Genomic DNA, 22,604 nt, shown 5'->3' with positions numbered 1-22,604 from the left:
GCCTATGAAACGTTATACCATTTTTGTGATTACCGAAAATTTTATCGGTATTCTCAACCGCATCACCATCATCTTTACTAGAAGAGGAATCAATATTGATGCTCTTACTGCCTCAGAAAGCAGAATCGAAGGAATTCATCGGATTACGATCGAGGTGACAGCCAGTGAAGATACTGTCATCCAATTAGTGAACCAGATAGAGAAAATCATCGACGTGATCAAAGCATTTTATCATGAAGATGATGGGGTGGTGTATCAGGAGATTGCACTCTATAAAATTCCAGTATCGAAATTGGATGGTGGTCTGGAAAAAATAATTCGTCAGCACAATGCAAAGATTATTGCGGCCGAGCCAGAGTTCGTCGTGCTTGAATTATCTGGTCACAAAGAACAAACGCAGGAACTTCTAGAAATATTAAAAGGATATGGTCTTTTGGAGTTTGCCCGATCAGGTAGGGTAGCAATAGCCAAAAGGATGCATACCATCGATAGTTACGTAAAATAAATCAAATCAAATCAAACCTATGAAATCGAGATGTGACAAAGACTTCTCTGAAGATTTTTTGTCCATTTAGATTCCATGAGAAATTTTAACAAATAAATAAACTCATGAGATGAGGACTTTGAAAAATAGGATCAATTAATTTTGAACCCTGAATTTCAAAGAATCATTGAAAATCAAATTTTAAGAACATGAAATTAAAATTCGGCACAGTAGAGGAGAATGTAGTTACCAGAGAAGAATTTCCTTTGGAAAAAGCTAGAGAAGTCCTAAAGGATGAAGTTATTGCGGTATTAGGCTACGGGGTTCAAGGACCTGGTCAGGCACTAAACCTGAAAGACAATGGCTTTAACGTGATTGTAGGACAAAGAAAAGGATCAAAAACTTGGGATAAAGCTGTTGCTGATGGCTGGGTGCCAGGTGAGACCTTGTTCGAATTGGAAGAAGCTTGCGAAAGAGGTACAATTCTTCAATTCCTTCTTTCTGATGCTGGTCAGATTGCTCTTTGGCCAACAGTTAAAAAACACCTGACTCCAGGGAAAGCATTGTATTTCTCTCATGGATTCGGCGTGACATACAAAGATAAAACAGGAATCATCCCTCCCCCAGATATCGATGTGATCTTGGTGGCACCAAAAGGCTCTGGAACTTCTTTAAGAAGAATGTTTGTAGAAGGAAGAGGCTTGAATTCGTCTTATGCAATATATCAAGATGGAACTGGTAAGGCGAAAGACAGAGTTATAGCTTTGGGAATTGGTGTAGGATCAGGTTACTTGTTTGAAACTGATTTCTATAGAGAAGTTACTTCCGATCTTACAGGAGAAAGAGGTACATTAATGGGAGCGATTCAAGGGATTTTTGCTGCACAATACGAAGTGTTGAGAGCAAATGGCCATACCCCATCTGAAGCATTCAATGAAACAGTTGAGGAGCTTACTCAATCTTTGATGCCATTGGTAGCAGAGAATGGAATGGACTGGATGTATGCTAACTGTTCCACTACAGCTCAAAGAGGAGCTTTGGATTGGTGGAAGCCTTTTAGAGATGCGACCAAGCCGGTATTTGAAGAATTATATAATAGTGTAAAAACTGGTCAAGAGGCACAGAAGTCAATTGATTCGAATTCGAAAGAAGATTATAGAGTGAAATTGGAAGCTGAATTGAAAGAGTTGAGAGATTCTGAAATGTGGCAAGCAGGTGCTGTCGTCAGACAATTGAGACCAGAAAACAATTAAACCTAAAACCCAAGAACAATGAGTGAAAAGCTATGGATATTTGACACAACCCTAAGAGACGGGGAGCAAGTTCCAGGGTGTCAACTAAATACCCAGGAGAAAATTGTGGTGGCGAAAGCTTTGGAAGAACTAGGTGTAGATATCATCGAAGCCGGCTTTCCAATTTCCAGTCCGGGAGATTTCAACTCGGTGGTGGAGATTTCAAAGGCAGTTTCAAACCCAATCATTTGTGCCCTCTCGAGAGCCGTTGAGAAGGATATCGAAGTAGCAGCCCAGGCACTCAAATTTGCTAAGAAAGGTAGGATTCACACTGGAATCGGTGTGTCTCCTTACCATATACAATATAAGCTACGCTCTACGCCGGATGATATCATCCGGCGCGGGGTGGCAGCTGTTAAGTTTGCAAGACAATTTGTAGACGATGTAGAGTTCTATGCAGAAGATGCAGGACGTTCGGAGCCAGATTTCCTTTGCAAAATCATTGAAGAGGTAATTAAAGCAGGGGCTACTGTGGTGAATATTCCTGATACTACAGGATATTGTTTGCCTGAGCAATATGGTGCGATTATTTCGAATCTTAAGAATAATGTCCCAAACATAGATAAGGCGATCATCGCCACACATTGTCACAATGACTTGGGAATGGCTACTGCTAATACGGTTGCCGGAGTTCAACAAGGTGCCCGTCAAGTAGAAGTAACAATTAATGGAATTGGGGAAAGGGCAGGAAACACTTCTATGGAAGAAGTAGTGATGGCTATCAAATGTCACCAATCCATCCCTGTTCATACTGAAATCGTTACACCTCTAATTTACAAAACCAGCCGATTAGTTTCTAAGCTGATGAATATGCCTGTGCAACCGAACAAGGCTATCGTTGGTAGAAACGCATTTGCTCATTCATCAGGTATTCACCAAGATGGGGTGTTGAAGCATAGAGAAAACTATGAAATCATCGATCCAAAAGATGTTGGAGTAGAAGAATCAACCATTGTTTTGACGGCTAGATCTGGAAGAGCAGCTTTGAAGCACCATTTGGATGCTTTGGGTGTTGAATTGGAAGGAGATGCATTGAGAGAAGTGTATGAGGCGTTCTTGGTTCTTGCCGATAGCAAAAGAGATATTGGAAGAAAAGACTTGATGGGCTTGGTAGGTAAATATTTAGAAGAGTCTAATTTTATTGAGCTTGGAGATGTTTCCTATTCTTCTAATGGAGCTATTCAAGCAAAGGTTTCCTTGACTATTGGAGAGGAACAACATCAAGCGACTTCTCATGGAAATGGTCCTGTAGATGCTGTATTGAAAGCAATTGATAAAATTGTGAAACCACAGGTAGATCTGGAAGAATTCTTGATTCAGGCAATTACCCATGGTAGTGATGATGTGGCTAAAGTACACATGAGATTGATCAAAGGAGATAAGCCTTATTATGGATTCTCTTCTAATACGGACATAGTTTTGGCTTCTGCCCAAGCTTTTGTTGACGCGCTAAACAAAATACCAGTCAAAGAATATACGACTGCTTAAAATCATGGAAAAGACAACATTATTCGATAAAATCTGGGATGCTCATGTGGTACGTTCCGTACCTTCAGGACCAGATGTATTCTTCATTGATAAGCATTTTATCCATGAAGTTACCTCTCCTGTGGCATTCCTAAATCTGGAGAAAAGAGGGGTTTCAGTAAAATATCCTCACCGTACAATTGCTACTCCAGATCATAACGTTCCGACAATTGAGCAAGATCAAACGATCAAGGACAAATTGTCAAGAATGCAAGTTGAAAAACTTAGAGAAAACTGTAACAAGTATGGAATCGAATTGCATGATCTAGGCTCTGCCCATCATGGAATTGTTCACGTCATTGGACCTGAATTGGGTATTACCCAGCCAGGAATGACCATTGTTTGTGGAGATAGCCATACTTCTACCCATGGTGCGTTCGGAGCGATCGCATTCGGTATTGGTACTTCTGAAGTAGAAATGGTATTTGCTACTCAGTGTATCATGCAGTCTAAGCCTAAGAAAATGAGAATCACCGTAGACGGGGAATTGGGAAATGGAGTAACCTCCAAGGATATTATTTTATATATCATCGCTAAAATTTCTGCTGCAGGAGCCACAGGTTACTTTGTAGAATATGCAGGAACTGCTATTCAAAGTTTATCCATGGAAGCAAGAATGACCATTTGTAACATGTCAATTGAAATGGGTGCAAGAGGTGGATTGATCGCTCCTGATGAGACGACTTTTGAATACCTAAAAGGAAAGCAATATGCTCCAAAGGGAGAAGATTGGGATAAAGCAGTGGCAGAGTGGTCTCAATTGAAAACAGACGAAGGTGCTGTTTTTGATAAAGAATATCATTTTGATGCGGCTGATATTGAACCAATGATTACCTATGGAACCAATCCAGGTATGGGGATCAAAGTTCTTGGAAATATTCCTACTACGGAAGGAATGGAAGGAAGCAACAAAACTTCTTACTTGAAATCTTTGGAATATATGGGTTTTGTACCAGGTGAGCCTGTGAAAGGAAAGAAAGTAGATTATGTTTTTGTTGGGTCGTGTACCAATGGTAGAATTGAAGATATCCGTGCGGTAGCAGGTTTTGTGAAAGGTCATAAAAAAGCAGATAACATCACTGCTTGGATTGTTCCTGGATCAAAAGAAGTGGAGAAAATGGCCCAAGAAGAAGGCTTGGTGAAAATATTGGAAGAAGCAGGATTTGAGTTGAGACAACCAGGATGTTCTGCATGTCTTGCAATGAATGATGATAAAATTCCAGCAGGCAAATATGCAGTTTCCACTTCCAACAGAAACTTCGAAGGACGTCAAGGACCAGGTGCCAGAACAATGTTGGCTTCTCCTTTGACAGTTGCTGCAGTAGCTGTAACCGGTAAAATCACCGATCCACGCGAAGTGTTTGTAGAATCCTAAAAGAAAGAAAATGGCTTACGATAAATTCACCGTTTTAACGAGTACGGCAGTTCCTTTGCCTACAGAAAACGTAGATACAGACCAAATCATCCCTGCTCGTTTCCTAAAGGCAACAGAGCGTGAAGGTTTTGGTGACAATCTTTTCCGTGATTGGAGATATGATGTAGAAGGAAATCCAAAAAAGGATTTCGTTTTGAACGACCCCACTTATTCTGGTAAGATTCTAGTAGCGGGGAAAAACTTTGGATCAGGATCCAGTAGAGAACATGCAGTTTGGGCCATCTATGATTATGGGTTCAGATGTGTGGTTTCCAGCTTCTTCGCAGATATTTTCAAAAATAACTGTCTGAATATTGGGGTATTGCCAGTGACGGTTTCCCCGGAGTTTGCAGATAAATTATTGGATGCGATCACTGAAAATCCAGAAACGGAAATTGAAGTGAGCATTCCTGCTCAAACAATCACCTTGCTCTCTACAGGAGAGACGGAGTCTTTTGACATCAATGCCTATAAAAAGGATAATATGCAAAATGGCTTTGACGATATCGACTACTTGCTGAGCATGGAGTCTGAGATCGATGAGTTTGAAAAAACTAGATAAGAGTTGATGAATCATCAGAGACGCATAGAAATAATGGATACAACACTGAGGGATGGAGAACAGACCTCAGGTGTTTCCTTTTTGCCTTCTGAAAAGCTACAAATTGCTAAGCTACTTTTGGAAGAGCTCCGGGTAGATAGGATTGAAGTGGCTTCGGCTCGCGTTTCTGACGGAGAGCTGGAGGGAGTACAAAAAATCACCCATTGGGCAGCGGAAAAAGGCTATTTGGATCGTGTGGAGGTGTTGGGTTTTGTAGACACTCCGGCATCAGTCAACTGGCTTATTCAAGCAGGTGCCAAAGTGATGAATTTATTGACTAAAGGGTCATTGAATCACTTGACGCATCAATTAAAAAAGACCCAAGAACAACATTTCGCTGATATTGCTCAAAGTATTGCCCATGCTCAGGAAAATGGGATCGATGTCAATATTTATCTTGAGGATTGGAGTAATGGTATGCGCAACTCTAAGGAGTATACGCTTGACTTGATTGAATTCCTTTCTAAACAGCCGGTAAAGCGAATTATGCTTCCGGATACGTTGGGCTTATTATCTCCTGAAGAGACCAAGGCTTTTATAATCGAAATTGTAGCACAATTTCCGGATGTACATTTTGATTTCCACGCACATAATGATTATGACCTTTCTGTGGCTAATGCCATGGAGGCTATATTAAATGGTGTGGCTGGAATTCATACTACCGTCAATGGATTAGGTGAACGCGCAGGAAATGCTCCTTTGGAATCTGTGATTGCAGTGATCAAAGATTTTACAGACCTACAGATCAATGTTCAAGAGCAAAAAATCTACAGGGTAAGCAAACTAGTAGAGCAATTTTCTGGGCAACATATTCCCGCTAATAAGCCGGTAGTGGGTGAAAATGTATTTACGCAGACCGCAGGAATCCATGCGGATGGTGATAACAAAAAGAACCTATACTTCAATGACCTGATGCCAGAGCGATTTGGTAGACAGCGAAAGTATGCTTTGGGAAAAACTTCTGGGAAAGCTAATATTCTAAAGAATTTAGAAGAATTGGGTATTTCTTTAGAGAAAGATGAATTGACCAAAGTTACCCAAAGAATCATTGAACTTGGGGATAAAAAAGAGCGCGTTACTACTGAAGATCTTCCATATATCATCTCAGATGTTCTTCAGAATAACTCCATTGAAAAGAATATCCACATAGAGGGATATCATATGACTCATTCTAAGGGATTGAAACCTACGGTTCAATTAAGAATGAAAATACATGGAAAAACCTATGACGAAAGTGCGACCGGCGATGGTCAATATGATTCATTCATGAGAGCGCTTCGCAAAATTTACAAGGGACTAAAAAAAGAGCTTCCTAAATTAATAGACTATCATGTCTCCATTCCTCCGGGAGGAAAAACCGATGCCTTTGTGGAAACGGTCATCACCTGGGATTATGGTAAAATATTTAAAACAAAAGGTCTTGATCCAGATCAGACCGTGGCAGCGATGATGGCCACAGAGAAAATGCTGAATATCGTCGAAACATTTAATCAAAATCCAACCCAAGAAGAATCCAAATTCTATGGAAATGAATATCGCGCTGTTGCCGGGTGATGGCATCGGCCCTGAAGTAATCGACCAGGCTGTCAAAGTTGTAAAAGCAATTGGGCAGAAATTCGGACACCAAATCTCATTTAAAGAAGCAGTAGTTGGAGCGGCAGCAATTGATGCCACTGGACTACCTTACCCAGATTCTACCCATGAAATTGCAGCAGCATCTGATGCAGTTCTCTTCGGGGCTATTGGTGATCCAAAATATGACAATGATCCTAAAGCAAAAGTAAGACCTGAACAAGGACTTCTTTTGATGAGACAAAAATTGGGCTTGTTTGCCAATGTCCGTCCTACATTTACATTCCCTTCTTTGGTACACAAATCACCATTGAAACTGGATAGAGTAGAAGGGGTTGATTTCGTATTCTTTAGAGAGTTGACCGGCGGAGTGTATTTCGGGGAACCTAGAGGTAGAAATGAGCAAGGAACGAAAGCTTTTGATACCAATGTTTATAGCAAGGAAGAGATTACGCGACTTGCCAGAATGGGATTTGAGGCAGCACAGAAAAGAAGGAAATTATTGACTTGCGTAGATAAAGCAAATGTCATGGCTACTTCCAGACTTTGGAGAGAAACTGTTCAAGAATTGGCTCCTGAATACCCAGATGTAAAGGTGGAGTATGAATTTGTAGATGCTGTGGCAATGCGATTGATCCAATGGCCAAAAGCATACGATGTTTTAATTACCGAAAACTTGTTTGGTGACATCTTAACGGATGAGGCTTCTGTAATCTCTGGCTCTATGGGATTGATGCCATCTGCCTCTTTGGGTACTTCCATTAAATTATTTGAACCAATTCACGGTTCTTATCCCCAAGCAGCTGGAAAAGATATTGCCAACCCATTAGCTACAGTACTTTCTGCAGCCATGATGTTTGAATATGCTTTTGACTTGAAAGAAGAAGCTCAATTAATTTCTGATGTGGTAAATCAATCCCTCGCGGAAGGATATGTCACTGAAGATATTGCAGATGGCGGACCATCTTACAAAACTTCTCAAGTGGGAGATTGGCTAGCAGCTAAGATTTTGGCTTAATCAATACCCCCCCCCAACTATAGCTATTCGAGATTTTTAATCTCGATGTTATCAATAAACCACCTCAGGAATGGGGTGGTTTTTTATCATTCCCTAAATGAGAAAAAAGATAATAATAAGCCAACCTTGAATAAGGATCACTTGATTATATTAGAGATTAAACTTTTGAATTAAATAACTATGCGATACTCTCTTTTTCTAATAGCAATCTTTGGTTTGACACTTTTTGCTTGTGGAGAAAAGCCCTCAGAAGAAATAGCTCAAAAAAAGTGGTACAAAGGAAATTTGCATACCCATTCTTATTGGTCAGATGGAGATAATTATCCTGAAATGATTATGGATTGGTATAAGTCACATGATTATGATTTCGTAGTACTTTCAGATCATAATACCTTGGCCGCCGGAGAAAAGTGGAAATTGATTCCTAAATCTCCTTCTCATGAAATGGGCTTTCAGAAATACTTAGATAAATATGGGGATGAGGTGGTATATCGGGAAGACTCTGCCGGGAGGATTGAAGTGAAATTAAAAACCCTTTCTGAATATAGACCAATGTTTGAAGAGAAAGGAGAGTTTTTGATTATTCAATCACAGGAATTGACTGAAAGCTTTGAAAAAAAGCCATTGCACATGAATGTGACTAATATTCAAAAGTTGATTCCTGCGGAAGGAGGGAGTTCAGTATCAGAGATTTTGCAAAATGGATTGGATCGTGTTAAAGCGCAACGGGATTCCACTGGTGTTCCCATGTTTTTACATATCAACCATCCGAATTTTATCTGGGCAATTACGCCTGAGGATATGATTGAGTTAAATGGGGAGCGGTTTTTCGAAGTGTATAATGGTCATCCTCAGGTAAATAATTATGGGGATTCATTAAGACCAAGTATGGAAGTGCTTTGGGACAAGGTCCAATCAGCCTATTTGAGAGCTAACAAGCCATTATTATATGGATTAGCAGTAGATGATGCGCATAATTACCATGTGTTTGATCAAAATAGTAGTAATCCAGGTAGAGGCTGGGTAATGGTGTTGGCCAAAGATTTAAATCCAGAGTCATTAATTGAGGCCATGGAACAAGGAGATTTTTATGCTACTACAGGAGTGACATTGAGTTCCATAGATTTTGATGGGAAAACACTTTATGTGGAGGTAGAACCAGAACCAGGTGTGGACTACACCATACAGTTTTTTGGTACTAAAAAATCTGCCCCTGAGGAAAGCGGCCTGTTGTTGGAGGAAGTAAGTGGAATAAAAGCTGATTTTACGCTGGAAGCAAATGATATGTATGTTCGAGCCAAAATCATTTCCTCTAAGCCCAAAGAAAATCCATATCAATTGGGAGATACTGAAGTAGCTTGGACCCAGCCTGTGGTTTCTAATTAAAAAGGAGAGATTCCTAGTTTACTTGATGGATAGTATATTTGAAAATGCAATCCAGACCCTATTCCTTTTTATTTTCTATCTCCTATTATGGGGCAAGGTATAAAGGTTGGGCTCCTCAGCCTAACCAACCAACCGTTCAAAGACGTTTGGAAAGGGTTTTAAGGCATGTATTGGGACATGAGGATTTTTCTCTGATAGGTGGAAGTCGAACAGATTCTGGGGTTTCTTGCCTTGGAGGCTATGTGCAAGTTTTCCTTCGGGAAAAGGTAGATATGGATTTTCTTTTACCTCAATTCAATGAACATCTGCCTCAGGATATCCAATTGAATCAGGTCAAGGAAGTTCCAACAAGCTTTAACCTCATTCAGTCTGTACAACAAAAGACCTATCGATACTATTTTTCTAACTCTTCATCATTTCATCCTTTTGCTTCTACTTTTATAGTCAATATTCCAAATAAGTTAAGCTGGGAGATGATGAATCAAGCTTGTGAATTGTTTATTGGGAAACACAATTTCAAAGGTTTCTGTAGACCTTCAGAAAATAAAACGGAATACCAACGTGAGGTGATTTCAGCGCGTATAGTTAGTTCCAATGAATTTCAGGGACAATTTTTTCCAGACCAGATCTTTTATTTTGAAATTAAGGGGACAGGCTTTTTACACCATCAAGTTCGTATGATGATGTCTGCCCTTTGGCTGATTGGGAAGGGCGAAATGAAAATCTCAGAAATCGAACAAAGATTTGAGTATCCCGAAAAATATGAAAAATTACCCCCTGCTCCAGCCAATGGATTGGTGCTGTGGGAAACGGAGTTATACAACCTTTGAGTTGTTATACTGCATGTCGAAGTTTTTGGGATTAGGTTGAAGGTTTTATATACTCAAAGGTCAGCTTATTAAAGCTTCATCTCAAATACAAAGTCATCCATCACATAGCCGTTCCCTATATCAATTACTTCACTTTTGATCTTAACGAAGCCCAAGTATTCATAAAATCTGATTGCTCCTTCATTGTACTTATTAACATTGAGAAGAAGACTGGATTGATTTTTCTCCAGCGCTATTTCTTTGATTGCTTCGATCAGTTTTTTTCCAATCCCTTTGCCTTGGGCGGAGGGTAAAATGTAAATCTTATGGATTTTAGTCTTTCCGGGTTCTTGGTCTATTTGAAATCCAGTAAACCCTAATTTCTCTCCCGTTTCTTCAGCGATCAGGAAAGTATGACCTTGTTCCAATTGCTGCTTTTCAAGCATTTTCAAATCATACATCCAATTGAGCATATAGTCGATTTGCTTGGGACTAAGGATATTCCCAAAAGTGTGAGGCCATGTTTGATGGGCAATAGCCTGAACATGGATTAAATCTTCGGTTTGAGCAGGACTTATTTGAATCATGTTTTCTTTTGAAGGAAGCCTAAAAATAATAAAACCGGCCACATCTTTTGTAGCCGGTTTTACGATTGGATCTCAATTTTTCTATACAGATTTTGGATCAGGATGTGTATATCCTTTTCTATACGGTCTTCTCAACAAGGCTGTCGCTTCTTTATCTCCTACCACTGTCATAGTTTTGGGGTCGTATTTCAGAATTCTCCCGCCCAAATCCATCGAAATATTGGCTAGGATACAAGAGGCAGTTGAGATATGACCTTCTTCAATATCCGCAACCGGCAAGGTGTTTTGGTCAATTGCTTTTAACCAATCTTTCATATGAAGTCTTGTCGCAGGCGCAGCATTTAATTCGATGTCAGGCTCATTGACATCTTCAGGGTATTTCTCGCGCTCAAAAAGGCATGCAAAATGGATGGGTTTTTCATTCCTGTCAACAGGGGTAAAGTCTGCCTGCATGGTGCTTCCAGCCAACATTCCCTTTTCTCCAAAAATCTTAAATGCCCAAGGGTATTCTGGATCATCAGGGTTTCCCCAGGTTCGGTGTTGCCAAACGACATTGAGTTCTGGATATTCGAAGATAGCGGACTGAGTATCCGAAATATTCGATTTCCCGTCTTTCTGTACAAAAATACCACCGGTTGAACTTATTTGGGAAGGCCAACCTAGTTTGAGCATCCATCGAACGGTATCCAGCATATGAACGCACATATCACCTGTAATACCGTTTCCATACTCTATAAAGGTTCTCCACCAACGTCTATGAGGAAGTCCATCATATGGACGTAATGGTGCAGGTCCGGTCCATAAATCATAGTTGAAAAAATCTGGAACAGGCTCCACTGGAGGATTGCCATTTGCTCTCATGTGATAATAACAGCAGATTTCTACATGAGAAATTTTACCTAATTTTCCTGAATCAATGATTTGTTCTTTGGCATCGATCAGGTGAGGGGTGCTTTTACGTTGGGTTCCAACTTGAACTTTTTTACCATATTTTCTGGCTGCTGCTACCATCGCTTCGCCTTCTATGACATCTACTGATATTGGTTTTTGCACGTATACATGGGCACCAGCTTTAAGCGCATCTATGCACTGCAAAGCATGCCAATGATCAGGAGATCCGATCAAGACGAATTCAGGTTTTTCCTTTGCCAAAAGTTCTTGGTAGTCTTCGTAAAGAGGTGGGGTTTTACCGGATTTTTGTCTGGTAGCAACCATTTCACCAGCAGCTTGTAGCATGTGTTGATCAGGATCGCTTAATCCTACTACTTCTACATCAGCTACTTGAATTAGCCTGAAAAGATCTGATTTCCCATACCAGCCTGCACCGATTAATGCAACTTTTAAAGGACCATCAGGATTTTTGAAATCCATTCCTAATAATCCAAAACTGGCAAGTGTAGCGAGGGCAGAAGAGCCCTTGAGAAAATCTCTTCGGTTGAGAGCATTCATTGAGTTGGGGTTTGAGGTTTATTGTACCTCTTAAGATACAAAAACCCAAACCTTTACCAAATGGAATACAATGAATGAGGTGTCTGTTTTACCTAGAAAATTAAATGTTATCAGGCTCGGGATGCACATACCCTTCCCGATACGGTCTCCTCAATAAGGCAGTGGCTTCTGGATCATTGAGAACCGTCATGGTTTTTGGGTCATATTTCAAGGGTCTTCCTCCTAAATCCATGGATAGATTCGCTAAGATGCAGGAAGCCGTAGAAATATGTCCTTGAAGTACGTCTGCCACTGGCAACGTATCCTTTTCTATTGCCTGAAGCCAATCTTTCATTTGCTCACGGGTAGCAGGAGCTGCATGAATTTCGATGTCTTTTTCAGTCACATCTTCAGGGAATTGTTCTTTTTCCAAAACTACCGGATAATGAATTGGCTCCCCATTATTTCTTCCTTCCGGGTAAAAATCAGCACGCATGGGACTACCCGCAAGCATTCCATTTTCACCATAAATTTTAAACGCCCAAGGGTAATCTCTGTCAACTGGATTTCCCCATGTCCGATGTTGCCAGACCACGTTGAGCTCCGGAAATTCAAAAATTGCCGTTTGCGTATCAGATATATTAGAAATAGAGGCTTTGTCAATGTAAATCCCACCGGTGGAAGTCACTTGAACCGGCCAACCTAAATCCAGCATCCATCTTACAGAATCTAACATATGAACGCACATATCACCAACAATGCCGTTGCCATATTCCATAAATGCTCTCCAGCCTCTATGAAGGATTCCGCGATAAGGAAGCTTTGGAGCTGGTCCGGCCCATAAATCATAATTCAAATTTGCGGGAACAGGAATCACATCTGGATGACTTCTATTACGCATATGGTAATAACAGCAAACCTCTGCATGGGATATTTTACCCAATTTCCCAGAATCGATAATTTCTTTTTTTGCCTGGACTAAATGAGGTGTACTCCTGCGCTGGGTTCCGATTTGAACTTTTCGATCATATTTTCTAGCTGCAGCCAGAATAGCTTCTCCTTCAATGACATCTACAGAGATGGGTTTTTGCAGATACACATGTGCTCCACTCTTTACTGCATCAATTGCTATCAAAGCATGCCAATGATCAGGGGTTCCTACAAGTACAAATTCAGGTTTTTCTTTAGCTAAAAGTTCTTTGTAGTCCTCATACAGCGCAGGGACGATTTTAGACTTTTGACGAGTAGAAACTAGTTTTCCTGCTTCCTCCAACTGTTTGCTATCTACATCGCAAAGGGCCACTACTTCCACATCCGCCACTTGAATCAATCGGAAAAGATCAGACTTACCATACCAACCGGTACCTATCAATGCGACTCTTAAAGGACCTTCTTGATCTTTGAAGTCCATTCCAAGTAATCCGAAACTTGCTAATGTGAGTAAGGAAGAGCTACCTTTTAAAAAATCTCTTCTGTTGAGCTGATTCATGAATTCTGGGTTTGAATAATTTGTTGCTTTAAATTACAAAAAGCCCTGATTCTAGCAAGGGGAAAAGGAAGGGTAAAGCCCCTAAATTAGGAATGATTAAAAATGGGATTCAATTTATTCTCCTCCCCAGTCCAGCTGTCTACCTTCTTTTTCAACTTCTTTATCCTTACTATTACCTACCGCTATTCCTATAGCCATTCCGAAGGGAATCCCAATTCCTAAAAATGCGAGATTTCCAAAGGAAAGTCCAAACGCCACTCCCATAGGCAAACCAAAAACAGACATTCCTAAAGCCATCCATTGGGTTTGAAAATGATTTTTAGGAAAAATATTGAGTTCCTTTTCCAGAAGTTTTAATATAGAAGTCTTTGCTAATTTAATCTGTTTGATGAGTAAGGGATCCGGACCAGGAAATTCATTCACACCTGTCATTATTTCATTGATTTTGCTTTCTACGGATGCTGGAATTCCTTTTTTTTCAATTGAAATTAATAAAGTTCTCAACTTACTAGCTGGTTTTGCAAGTTTAGGGTTTTCTTCGAAAGAAGGTCGGGAAATAAGAGATTGGATTGGCATTTTCTAAAAATATATATTTTGTAAGATTCTCCATCAAAATAATTTTCATCAAATTAATTCCTTTTTTGAAATAAAAGGATACCCAAAAAAGCCATCATAAATTTCCAAAACAACTTTTTGAGAATTTTCAGATTTGTTTTTTAGATCGCAAGTGAAAATTAGTTGTTTTTCAATCCCATTAATGTAAATAACCACATAAGGGTTATTACAGTTTCCTCTACTTCCTTTTGCTAAGCTACCTTTTTCTTGAACTTTATAAGTAAATGATTTAGAAGTAGATAGTGGAAAAATTTTGTTGATGTATAGGAATGAAAAATAAAAAAGACCTCCTCCAATAACAAACCCAGAAAATAAAATAGATATAGTGGATAAATTATTTCGGAGGAATATCCAAAGTCCTAAAGAAAAAAGTATTGATACGAATGAAGTACCAATAAAAAGAGGTCCCAGAGGAATAATTGTGTTTCGAAATATTAGGATTCCAAAAAAAACTAATACTCCTGAAATAATAATCAAGCAAAAAAAAGTCCAGTCCAAAATGACATTTGCTCTGGTCAGGGGTGTGTTTTTTTCGAAAAAGATATAGGAATTACCTTTTTCGGAATTATATTTTTTCACTTAACAGACCGTTAAAACTTCACTCCAAAACGTTCTCCCAATTCAGTCAAATCTTTCACAACAGGTTCAAGTAAAGGAATTCCTTCTTTCATTCGGACTGCCTCTAATTCCCGCTCAGGATCACCTGGAATTAAGACTTTTTCATTTCCTGGAGTGGGTTTTGCTCCCCTGAAACGACTGATCCAATTATCCATATGGGATTTAAATTCATCTGCCGGTCGGAATGCATCCACTCGCATGGCTCCAAAGAAATGACCTATTCCTTTTCCTACCGGGTTTGGATCTGGCTCCAAAAATGCAACGAAAGGCGGAACCCAAGGTCCATAGTTGGCTCCTGAAAGAACTGCTGAAAAAATATCCACAATCGACCCTAGGGCATATCCTTTATGCGATCCATGTTCACGATCTCCTCCCAAAGGCAACAAGGCACCTCCATCTTTTACTCCATTGGCAGAAGTAGTTGGATTTCCTTCTTTGTCTTGAACCCAACCGGTTGGAGTATCTAAGCCTTTTCGTTGTAAAATCTCCAATTTCCCATTGGCTGCTGTAGTAGTTGCCATATCAGCAACAAATGGAGGTTGCTTGTCAGCAGGAATGGCTACCGAAATTGGATTGGTTCCCAATAGTCTTTCTTTCGAAAAAGTAGGAGAAACCAATGGACTTGCATTGGTTAAAGAGATACCAATCATATCATGTTCCACTGCTTTCATTGCATGATATCCTGCAATCCCATAATGATTTGAATTTTTTACTGATACCCAACCTGTTCCTGCAACTTTTGCCTTTTCTATGGCTACTTGCATAGCAAAAGGAGCGACCACCAAGCCTAGACCTCCATCCCCATCCACTACCGCTGTTGAAGGAGTTTCATAGGTGACTTTGATGTTGGGAGTGGCATTGATTCTTCCTTTTTCCCAAAGCCTTACATATCCTGACAATCTAGCTACTCCATGACTATCTACGCCTCTCAAGTCAGCAGAGAGCAGAACTTCTGTAGCCGTTTTTGCATGATCTTCTGGACAGCCAATTTTAGTTAACATTCCAAAAGTGAAATCTCGTAGTTGTTCGTAAGAATAGGTCATGAGTTTTTGAATTTGGTAAATCGCCTTTTAATGAGCTGATTTTCTAGCAGGAATCGAATAAACCTAGAATTAATGCTAGGCTTTGATTGCTGAGATTTGCTTTAAGACCCTAGAAATAGCTCCCTCTTTGAGGGCATAATGCGAGCAGGTGATGGACCGAACAGGGATATACCTCAGAATAAATTCAATTAAACTGGAAGCAACTACAATCATATCCACCCGCATGGGGATCATTCCAGGGATTTGAAGTCTTTCTTCTTTGTTTTTAGTCAATAACATATCGTGAATTTTTTCAAATTCATCGATAGGAAGTTCGAATACATGTTGCCCAGTCAGTTTACACTGAAGCATGGATTCGTAATAAATATCCGTAAGGGTGTCAAAAGTTCCTGAAGCTCCTACAAGTCCAGTTGGTTTATAAGTCTTAATTGCTTCAATCAAAGATCCAAGTTTGCTTTCCAGATATGATTCAAGTTTTGCCACTTCTTCGGGAAGAATTGGATCATGGTAATGGAAAAGTTCGAGTAGTCTTTGGCCTCCAATTTCAAAACTTTTTTTCCAAAAGACTTCTTGGGAAGTGCCTATGATAAATTCTACGGATCCACCTCCAATATCCATCATAAGCTCTACCTGCCCATTAAGTGACCCTGAAAGACAGATGCCTTCATAGATCATTTGAGCTTCTTCTTCTCCCGAAAGTACTTGGATGCTTATTCCGATTTCTTCCTTCACCTGCTGAACAAATGCAAGACCATTTTCGGCGTTTCGGACTGCACTGGTAGCAAAAGCAAAAACCTGATTGATGTGTTCTCCATCTATCAGGTTTTTAAAATGTTTTAAGGTATGAAAAGCTCGTTTTTGAGCGTCTTCCGCTAAATTATTTTGATTAATCCCACCTTTTCCCAGCTTTACAGGGATTTTTTCCTTGTAAATCGTCTTGAATCCGGACTCATTCAATTCAACCAATAACAAATGAAATGTATTGGTTCCCATATCTATTACCGCCGCCTTTTGGGTATTCATAGGTTGCCAATTTTTGGATGGGCGAATATAGAAAGTTATTTGAAATGAGTGCTTTCCACTTTAATTTTATTCCAAGATTTTTTAAAAAAGGCCAATTTTATTTGAATTAGGTTAAATTGAAGATCAGCTTTCTAGTAAAGAACTTAAAAATTCCTCATGAATAGGTGATTAAAATTTATAGTCGATGGACTCATTATTAAGAGTTTTTTTCCATCCCTGCGAAAGCCTGCTATATTTGAACTAGTCTAATGTATATCGTATGAACGAAAACAATACACCCAAATATATTCTTCCCGGCATTGATGGCAAGATAGAGTTGTTAAAACAGAAAAATGAAGCTGCTTTAAAAGGAGGAGGAGAAAAGAGGATTGAAGCACAACATAAGAAAGGGAAGCTTACTGCGAGAGAACGATTAGAATTATTGTTGGATGAAGGGACTTTTCAGGAATTAGATCGATTTGTAATGCACCGGGCCAAAGATTTTGGATTGGATAAGGAGCATTATTTGGGTGATGGGGTAGTCACTGGGTATGGTGAAATCAATGGGAGGCTTGTCTATGTGTTTTCTCAGGATTTCACAGTGTTTGGTGGTTCACTTTCAGAAACTCATGCCGAGAAAATCTGCAAAATCATGGATATGGCCATGAAGAATGGCGCCCCTGTTATTGGATTGAATGACTCTGGAGGTGCCCGAATCCAAGAAGGAGTCAATTCCTTGGGAGGGTATGCTGATATTTTTTATAGAAATACCTTAGCCTCTGGAGTAATTCCTCAGATTTCAGCCATCATGGGTCCATGTGCAGGGGGGGCGGTTTATTCTCCGGCCATAACAGATTTTATTTTTATGGTGGAGAATACCTCATACATGTTTGTAACAGGGCCTAATGTCGTCAAAACTGTGACACAGGAAACTGTAACGGCAGAGGAGTTGGGAGGAGCATCTGCCCATAGTACTAAAAGTGGGGTAACTCATTTTGCTTGCCCTAATGAATTGGAATGTATTAAACATATCAAAAGTATATTGAGTTACCTTCCTCAAAACTGTGAGGAAGTGGCGCCTGTTTATCCTTACGAATTATTGGAAGATGAAATTAGGGAAGAGCTTAATTCTCTGGTGCCGGACAACCCAAACCATCCATATGATATGCGGGATGTGGTCAAAGGAATAGTTGATGAAGATTCCTTTTTGGAGGTTCATGAAAATTATGCTGATAACATTGTGGTAGGTTTTGCACGTATTGCAGGTAGGAGTATTGGGGTGGTAGGTAATCAGCCTCAATCCATGGCAGGTGTTTTAGATAATCATGCCTCTACCAAAGCGGCAAGGTTTGTTCGAACCTGTGATAGTTTTAATGTGCCATTATTGGTATTGGTAGATGTGCCAGGGTTTTTGCCGGGGACAGACCAAGAGTGGAATGGCATCATTAGTAATGGGGCGAAATTACTTTATGCATTTTCGGAAGCTACTGTTCCTAGAATTACGGTCATTACCCGAAAAGCATATGGAGGAGCTTATGATGTCATGAATTCAAAACACATTGGAGCTGATCTTAATTTTGCTTGGCCAACGGCAGAGATTGCTGTTATGGGAGCAAAAGGGGCTTCTGAGATTATTTTTAAAAGAGAAATTGCCGAATCCGAAGACCCAGAGGCAAAGCTTCAGGAGAAAGTGGAGGACTACACCGAAAAATTTGCAAACCCCTACCGGGCTGCTCACAGAGGATTTATTGATGAGGTGATCATTCCTGCAGATACTCGATCAAAATTAATCAAGGCATATAAAATGCTCGAAAATAAGGTAGATAAGATACCTAGAAAGAAACACGGAAATATTCCGTTATAATTAAGTTTAATCCCAAATTTTACAATAGAATAAAGATTATGGAGTCCAACACCTTTTTATATAGGTATTTAAATAATGCTTCACCAACAGGATTTGAAGCATCCGGTCAGCAGATATGGATTGATTATGTCAAACCATTTGTTGATGATTACTTCACAGATAATTATGGTACAGCGGTTGGCGTGATTAACCCAGAAGCAGCATATAAATTAGTGATAGAAGCCCATGCGGATGAGATAAGTTGGTTTGTCAACTACATCAAAGACGATGGATATATATATGTAAGGAGAAATGGAGGCTCTGATCATATGATAGCTCCTTCAATGCGGGTAAATATTCATACAGATAAAGGAGCAATTCCTGGAGTTTTTGGTTGGCCAGCAATTCATGTTAGGAAAGAAGGCAAAGAAGATGCGCCAACCTTGGATAATATCTTTATTGATGTAGGTGCTAGGTCAAAAGAAGAAGTTGAGGAATTAGGTATACATGTAGGCTGTGTCATTACCTTTAAGGATGAATTAACAGAGCTGAATGGGAAATTCTATTCTGGAAGAGCATTGGATAACCGTATTGGAGGTTATATGATTGCTCAGGTAGCCAAAAAGATCAAAGAATCAGGAAAGAAGCTTCCTTTTGGACTATATGTGGTGAATGCTGTTCAGGAAGAGATTGGGTTAAGAGGAGCTCAAATGATAGCTGCCAATATTAAACCCAATGCGGCCATAATCACTGATGTATGTCATGATACGACTGCACCTCTATATAATAAGGTGACTAGTGGAGATCAAACTGCTGGAAAGGGGCCAGTACTTACCTATGGCGCTTCTGTTCATAAGAAACTCTTGGATTTGATTATTGAAACAGCAAAAAAGAAGGATATACCGTTTCAAAGATCAGCTGCTTCGAGAGTGACTGGAACAGATACAGATGCTTTTGCTTATTCCAACGAAGGGGTGCCGTCTGCATTAATTTCTCTTCCTTTAAAGTATATGCATACAACTGTAGAAACCGCGAGCAAGTCTGATATTGAACAGGTTATTAATCTGATGTTTGAATTCATTATGGACTTTGACCCAAGTTTTGACTTCAAGTATATCAAATAATTTCCTCAGGTCAATTGGGGTAGCTAGAGGAAAATAAACACCCCATTGACACTTTTGGTAGATGTTTTACACTGATCAGCTTAATAGAGAGGTTCATCTTTCGAGTTCTCCAAAAAGGATTATTTCCCTTGTCCCATCCCAAACGGAATTGTTGATGGATTTGGGATTGGAGGATAGGCTAGTTGGAATCACAAAATTCTGTGTTCATCCAAAGGGCTTGACAAAAAGGAAGGCCATCGTAGGAGGAACTAAGAATTATAGGATGGATATGATTCAATCTCTTCAACCTGACCTGATTATTGGCAACAAAGAGGAGAATGACCAAAAGGCAATTGAAAATTTAATGCAGGAATATCCTGTTTGGATGAGCGATGTAAACTCACTCAAAGATTCGATTTCAATGATCCGTAATATTGGAGAGATGCTGGAGGTAGAAGAGAAAGCAGAAAAAATTGCAGTACAACTAGAAACTGACTTTCATACACCATTGGAAAGGAAGGGAACATGTGTCTATTTAATATGGAAAGATCCTTTGATGGTTGTTGGTAAAAATACATTCATTGATCAAATACTTACTTTCGGTGGGTTTGAAAACAGAATATCTGAAAATAGGTATCCGCAAGTCGCCTTAGACGAATTGGTCGGAATACATCCAGATTACCTGTTGCTTAGTTCTGAACCTTTTCCATTCAAAGAGAAACATATTGAGTATTTCGAGAGCTATTTGCCCGAAACCAAGATTCGTCTGGTGGATGGCGAGTACTTCTCTTGGTACGGAAGCAGATTGTTGGGGACCAAACAATATTTGTCAAAGACATTCAGTTGATCAGTATGTATTGAGATTATTCCTTGACTTGAAAAAATAGAGTTTCTTAAATGACTTTATTAAAAATTTCAATTAACTTTTGGGTTTAATTGTAAGGAGAAAAATAAACAAAGAATAGATCATATGAAAAACACAAAATTAGCTTGGGTGGCATTGATAGCCCTAGCTTGGTCCTGTGGGCCAAAGCCAGCTGAAGAAGCTACAGAAACGGAAGTAGTGGAGGAAGTAGTTGTTCCAGACAACACGTTGACTGAGGAAGAAAGATCAGAGGGATGGATGCTTTTATTTGATGGGGTAGACCCTTCTGGTTGGAGAGCATTCAATGGAGATACATTTCCAGATGGCTGGACTGTTGAAGATGGTGCGTTGAAGGCATTAGGAAAAGGAGGAGACATTGGGGGAGATATTGTTTTTGGCCCAATGGAGTTTGAAGAGTTTGAATTGGTATGGGAATGGAAGATCTCTCCAGGCGGAAATAGTGGCGTTTTGTATCACGTAGTGGAAGATCCAAAATACCATGCTCCTTATGAGACTGGACCTGAGTACCAAGTAATCGATCAATTAGGTTTTCCTGATCCTTTAGAAAAATGGCAATCTATCGGTGCTGATTATGCGATGACAGAGCCGGATTATGAGGGGGCTGTTAAGCCAGCAGGTGAATGGAATACTTCTAGAATTATTTTTTCCGAAGAAGGCGCGAGTTATTGGTTAAATGGAAAGAAGACCGTTGAGTTTATTCCATATTCTGAAGAGTGGACTGCTGCACGTAATTCTGGAAAGTGGAATGACTTCCCTGATTATGCAATTTCAAAAACAGGTTTAATATCACTTCAAGATCACGGAGCCGTTACTTGGTTCAAAAATTTAAAAATTAGAAAACTATGAGAAAATTATTGATTGCCGCTTTTTTGCTGGCGTCTGTAAACTTGGCTTTTGCCCAGAAGAAAGTAAAGTTGTTCAATGGAAAAGATCTTTCTGGCTGGACAATCTATGGTACTGAGAAGTGGTATGTGGAGGATGGATTATTAATTTCTGAAAGTGGCCCGGACAAAGGGTATGGATATTTAGGGACTGATGAGCACTACGATGATTTTGAAGTTACCTTGGAGTTTAAGCAAGAGGCAAACGGAAATAGTGGTGTTTTTATTAGATCTACAGTTGACGGGACTAAAGTTTCTGGTTGGCAAGTGGAGGTCGCTCCTCCAGGACATGATACCGGAGGTATTTATGAGTCCTATGGAAGAGGTTGGTTAGTAAAGCCAGATCCTGAAAAAGATAAATATTTAAAGTTCGGAGAATGGAACAAGATGAGAATCGTAGTAAAGGGTGATAATGTTACTTCCTATTTGAACGGGCATGAGATGGTAAACTTCTCAGATGCTAAAATTGGAGAAGGAAAAGGCGGAATCTGCCTTCAGATCCATGATGGAGGAGGAATTAAGGTGTACTGGCGAAACATTGTTTTGAAAAAGCTGTAATTCTCCATTTAATTAGAAATTTATGCCCTGATAAAATGCTTATCAGGGCATTTTTATTTCCTAAAATTTTTATTCTTCTGTTTCAGGGGTTTATGTTAAAGGAGGATATTTTTTATTGAATGATATTGTTGTTACGGATAAAAGTAGGATATTTGCACTCCCAAACGACGCGAACGGCGGAAGAAACGGGGAGGCTGAGATGCCTGAAAATTGAAAGGAAATAAAATTTTGCAAAAGGGTTAGGAAGTCAAAAAAGATCACTTACCTTTGCGCACCCTTCTGCAGGGAAGGGGTTAAAAGTGGAGAGGAACGAGGTTTCTGAAACTTTTAAAAAATAAAAAAGTCAAAGAGTGTTGCGGATTAAAAAAAGCTTCTTACCTTTGCACTCCCTTCAGCAAGGAAGGGAAAAAATTGAGACTTGAAACGAGGGTTTTGAGTGATCGACAGA

21 protein-coding genes are annotated in these 22,604 nt (G+C 39.7%); 14 read left to right on the top strand and 7 right to left on the bottom strand.

The genetic code is table 11. The features are described 5' to 3' along the window. Nucleotides 1–4 precede the first annotated feature (4 nt). The 9 genes from ilvN to truA all read left to right on the top strand — a co-directional run bounded on the left by ilvN (nucleotide 5) and on the right by truA (nucleotide 10,124). A complete protein-coding gene (gene ilvN, locus BUR11_RS12025; RefSeq protein ID WP_074225251.1) occupies nucleotides 5–505 on the top strand; it encodes an acetolactate synthase small subunit in 501 nt (166 codons plus the stop codon). 188 nt (nucleotides 506–693) lie between these two features. After that, a complete protein-coding gene (gene ilvC, locus BUR11_RS12020) occupies nucleotides 694–1,737 on the top strand; it encodes a ketol-acid reductoisomerase (RefSeq protein WP_074225250.1) in 1,044 nt (347 codons plus the stop codon). 18 nt (nucleotides 1,738–1,755) lie between these two features. Next, nucleotides 1,756–3,264, top strand: a complete 1,509-nt coding sequence (locus tag BUR11_RS12015) for a 2-isopropylmalate synthase (RefSeq protein WP_074225249.1) — start codon at nucleotides 1,756–1,758, stop codon at nucleotides 3,262–3,264. 4 nt (nucleotides 3,265–3,268) lie between these two features. After that, nucleotides 3,269–4,678, top strand: a complete 1,410-nt coding sequence (gene leuC / locus BUR11_RS12010; protein ID WP_074225248.1) for a 3-isopropylmalate dehydratase large subunit — start codon at nucleotides 3,269–3,271, stop codon at nucleotides 4,676–4,678. Nucleotides 4,679–4,688: 10 nt separating this feature from the next. After that, nucleotides 4,689–5,279: a 3-isopropylmalate dehydratase small subunit gene (leuD, locus tag BUR11_RS12005; RefSeq protein ID WP_074225247.1), complete on the top strand. Its 591-nt coding sequence runs from the start codon at nucleotides 4,689–4,691 to the stop codon at nucleotides 5,277–5,279. 6 nt (nucleotides 5,280–5,285) lie between these two features. Next, a complete protein-coding gene (locus BUR11_RS12000; protein WP_074225246.1) occupies nucleotides 5,286–6,872 on the top strand; it encodes an alpha-isopropylmalate synthase regulatory domain-containing protein in 1,587 nt (528 codons plus the stop codon). Next, nucleotides 6,841–7,908 carry a 3-isopropylmalate dehydrogenase gene (gene leuB, locus BUR11_RS11995; RefSeq protein ID WP_074225245.1) on the top strand — a complete coding sequence of 356 codons (1,068 nt, stop codon included), beginning with the start codon at nucleotides 6,841–6,843 and terminating at the stop codon, nucleotides 7,906–7,908. Before BUR11_RS12000 ends, leuB begins: the two co-directional genes overlap by 32 nt. Before the next feature lie 180 nt (nucleotides 7,909–8,088). Continuing rightward, the gene (locus BUR11_RS11990; RefSeq protein ID WP_074225244.1) at nucleotides 8,089–9,294 is read left to right on the top strand and encodes a CehA/McbA family metallohydrolase domain-containing protein; all 1,206 of its coding nucleotides are present in this window, start codon (nucleotides 8,089–8,091) and stop codon (nucleotides 9,292–9,294) included. 44 nt (nucleotides 9,295–9,338) lie between these two features. Continuing rightward, nucleotides 9,339–10,124, top strand: a complete 786-nt coding sequence (truA, locus tag BUR11_RS11985; protein ID WP_074225243.1) for a tRNA pseudouridine(38-40) synthase TruA — start codon at nucleotides 9,339–9,341, stop codon at nucleotides 10,122–10,124. Between the two features lie 68 nt (nucleotides 10,125–10,192). Here the strand turns inward: truA and BUR11_RS11980 are convergent, their stop codons facing one another. From BUR11_RS11980 to BUR11_RS11950, 7 genes are all read right to left on the bottom strand, one after another. Continuing rightward, nucleotides 10,193–10,690 carry a GNAT family N-acetyltransferase gene (locus tag BUR11_RS11980; RefSeq protein WP_074225242.1) on the bottom strand — a complete coding sequence of 166 codons (498 nt, stop codon included), beginning with the start codon at nucleotides 10,688–10,690 and terminating at the stop codon, nucleotides 10,193–10,195. A gap of 81 nt (nucleotides 10,691–10,771) precedes the next feature. Further along, on the bottom strand, nucleotides 10,772–12,139 hold the full coding sequence (locus tag BUR11_RS11975; RefSeq protein ID WP_074225241.1) for a Gfo/Idh/MocA family oxidoreductase: 1,368 nt from the start codon (nucleotides 12,137–12,139) through the stop codon (nucleotides 10,772–10,774). Between the two features lie 100 nt (nucleotides 12,140–12,239). After that, nucleotides 12,240–13,607: a Gfo/Idh/MocA family protein gene (locus BUR11_RS11970; RefSeq protein ID WP_074225240.1), complete on the bottom strand. Its 1,368-nt coding sequence runs from the start codon at nucleotides 13,605–13,607 to the stop codon at nucleotides 12,240–12,242. Nucleotides 13,608–13,721: 114 nt separating this feature from the next. After that, nucleotides 13,722–14,111 carry a hypothetical protein gene (locus tag BUR11_RS11965; protein ID WP_234982161.1) on the bottom strand — a complete coding sequence of 130 codons (390 nt, stop codon included), beginning with the start codon at nucleotides 14,109–14,111 and terminating at the stop codon, nucleotides 13,722–13,724. A gap of 120 nt (nucleotides 14,112–14,231) precedes the next feature. Next, nucleotides 14,232–14,720, bottom strand: a complete 489-nt coding sequence (locus BUR11_RS11960; RefSeq protein WP_143185982.1) for a hypothetical protein — start codon at nucleotides 14,718–14,720, stop codon at nucleotides 14,232–14,234. Nucleotides 14,721–14,812: 92 nt separating this feature from the next. Beyond that, nucleotides 14,813–15,883: an Ldh family oxidoreductase gene (locus BUR11_RS11955; protein WP_074225237.1), complete on the bottom strand. Its 1,071-nt coding sequence runs from the start codon at nucleotides 15,881–15,883 to the stop codon at nucleotides 14,813–14,815. 75 nt (nucleotides 15,884–15,958) lie between these two features. After that, nucleotides 15,959–16,906, bottom strand: coding sequence for a Ppx/GppA phosphatase family protein (locus BUR11_RS11950; RefSeq protein WP_074225236.1), 948 nt, complete (start codon nucleotides 16,904–16,906; stop codon nucleotides 15,959–15,961). Between the two features lie 259 nt (nucleotides 16,907–17,165). Here BUR11_RS11950 and BUR11_RS11945 point away from each other — a divergent pair, with 259 nt between their 5' ends. The 5 genes from BUR11_RS11945 to BUR11_RS11925 all read left to right on the top strand — a co-directional run bounded on the left by BUR11_RS11945 (nucleotide 17,166) and on the right by BUR11_RS11925 (nucleotide 22,156). Continuing rightward, nucleotides 17,166–18,749: an acyl-CoA carboxylase subunit beta gene (locus tag BUR11_RS11945; RefSeq protein WP_074225235.1), complete on the top strand. Its 1,584-nt coding sequence runs from the start codon at nucleotides 17,166–17,168 to the stop codon at nucleotides 18,747–18,749. 38 nt (nucleotides 18,750–18,787) lie between these two features. Next, complete coding sequence (locus BUR11_RS11940; RefSeq protein ID WP_074225234.1) at nucleotides 18,788–19,852, top strand: M42 family metallopeptidase; 1,065 nt, start codon at nucleotides 18,788–18,790, stop codon at nucleotides 19,850–19,852. Nucleotides 19,853–19,913: 61 nt separating this feature from the next. Beyond that, nucleotides 19,914–20,678, top strand: a complete 765-nt coding sequence (locus BUR11_RS11935; RefSeq protein WP_074225233.1) for a helical backbone metal receptor — start codon at nucleotides 19,914–19,916, stop codon at nucleotides 20,676–20,678. A 123-nt stretch (nucleotides 20,679–20,801) separates the two neighbouring features. Continuing rightward, nucleotides 20,802–21,563 (top strand): 3-keto-disaccharide hydrolase, encoded by a 762-nt coding sequence (locus BUR11_RS11930; RefSeq protein WP_074225232.1) that lies wholly within the window; start codon nucleotides 20,802–20,804, stop codon nucleotides 21,561–21,563. Beyond that, nucleotides 21,560–22,156: a 3-keto-disaccharide hydrolase gene (locus BUR11_RS11925; protein WP_074225231.1), complete on the top strand. Its 597-nt coding sequence runs from the start codon at nucleotides 21,560–21,562 to the stop codon at nucleotides 22,154–22,156. The genes BUR11_RS11930 and BUR11_RS11925 overlap by 4 nt, the downstream gene beginning before the upstream one ends. The last annotated feature ends 448 nt before the right edge of the window (nucleotides 22,157–22,604 follow it).

The organism is Algoriphagus halophilus, assembly GCF_900129785.1.
GTDB classification, from domain to species: domain Bacteria; phylum Bacteroidota; class Bacteroidia; order Cytophagales; family Cyclobacteriaceae; genus Algoriphagus; species Algoriphagus halophilus.
This window is presented reverse-complemented; position numbering and strand designations above follow the sequence as displayed.

Excerpts from the sequence above, each read along its gene's own strand:
- leuD (WP_074225247.1), top strand. The coding sequence starts at position 4,689 with ATGGCTTACGATAAATTCACCGTTTTAACGAGTACGGCAGTTCCTTTG.
- ilvN (WP_074225251.1), top strand. The coding sequence starts at position 5 with ATGAAACGTTATACCATTTTTGTGATTACCGAAAATTTTATCGGTATT.
- leuC (WP_074225248.1), top strand. The coding sequence starts at position 3,269 with ATGGAAAAGACAACATTATTCGATAAAATCTGGGATGCTCATGTGGTA.
- BUR11_RS11935 (WP_074225233.1), top strand. The coding sequence starts at position 19,914 with ATGTTTTACACTGATCAGCTTAATAGAGAGGTTCATCTTTCGAGTTCT.
- BUR11_RS11980 (WP_074225242.1), bottom strand. The coding sequence starts at position 10,690 with ATGATTCAAATAAGTCCTGCTCAAACCGAAGATTTAATCCATGTTCAG.
- ilvC (WP_074225250.1), top strand. The coding sequence starts at position 694 with ATGAAATTAAAATTCGGCACAGTAGAGGAGAATGTAGTTACCAGAGAA.
- BUR11_RS11990 (WP_074225244.1), top strand. The coding sequence starts at position 8,089 with ATGCGATACTCTCTTTTTCTAATAGCAATCTTTGGTTTGACACTTTTT.
- leuB (WP_074225245.1), top strand. The coding sequence starts at position 6,841 with ATGGAAATGAATATCGCGCTGTTGCCGGGTGATGGCATCGGCCCTGAA.
- BUR11_RS12000 (WP_074225246.1), top strand. The coding sequence starts at position 5,286 with ATGAATCATCAGAGACGCATAGAAATAATGGATACAACACTGAGGGAT.
- BUR11_RS11970 (WP_074225240.1), bottom strand. The coding sequence starts at position 13,607 with ATGAATCAGCTCAACAGAAGAGATTTTTTAAAAGGTAGCTCTTCCTTA.
- BUR11_RS11955 (WP_074225237.1), bottom strand. The coding sequence starts at position 15,883 with ATGACCTATTCTTACGAACAACTACGAGATTTCACTTTTGGAATGTTA.
- BUR11_RS11925 (WP_074225231.1), top strand. The coding sequence starts at position 21,560 with ATGAGAAAATTATTGATTGCCGCTTTTTTGCTGGCGTCTGTAAACTTG.
- BUR11_RS12015 (WP_074225249.1), top strand. The coding sequence starts at position 1,756 with ATGAGTGAAAAGCTATGGATATTTGACACAACCCTAAGAGACGGGGAG.
- truA (WP_074225243.1), top strand. The coding sequence starts at position 9,339 with ATGCAATCCAGACCCTATTCCTTTTTATTTTCTATCTCCTATTATGGG.
- BUR11_RS11930 (WP_074225232.1), top strand. The coding sequence starts at position 20,802 with ATGAAAAACACAAAATTAGCTTGGGTGGCATTGATAGCCCTAGCTTGG.
- BUR11_RS11945 (WP_074225235.1), top strand. The coding sequence starts at position 17,166 with ATGAACGAAAACAATACACCCAAATATATTCTTCCCGGCATTGATGGC.
- BUR11_RS11940 (WP_074225234.1), top strand. The coding sequence starts at position 18,788 with ATGGAGTCCAACACCTTTTTATATAGGTATTTAAATAATGCTTCACCA.
- BUR11_RS11950 (WP_074225236.1), bottom strand. The coding sequence starts at position 16,906 with ATGAATACCCAAAAGGCGGCGGTAATAGATATGGGAACCAATACATTT.
- BUR11_RS11975 (WP_074225241.1), bottom strand. The coding sequence starts at position 12,139 with ATGAATGCTCTCAACCGAAGAGATTTTCTCAAGGGCTCTTCTGCCCTC.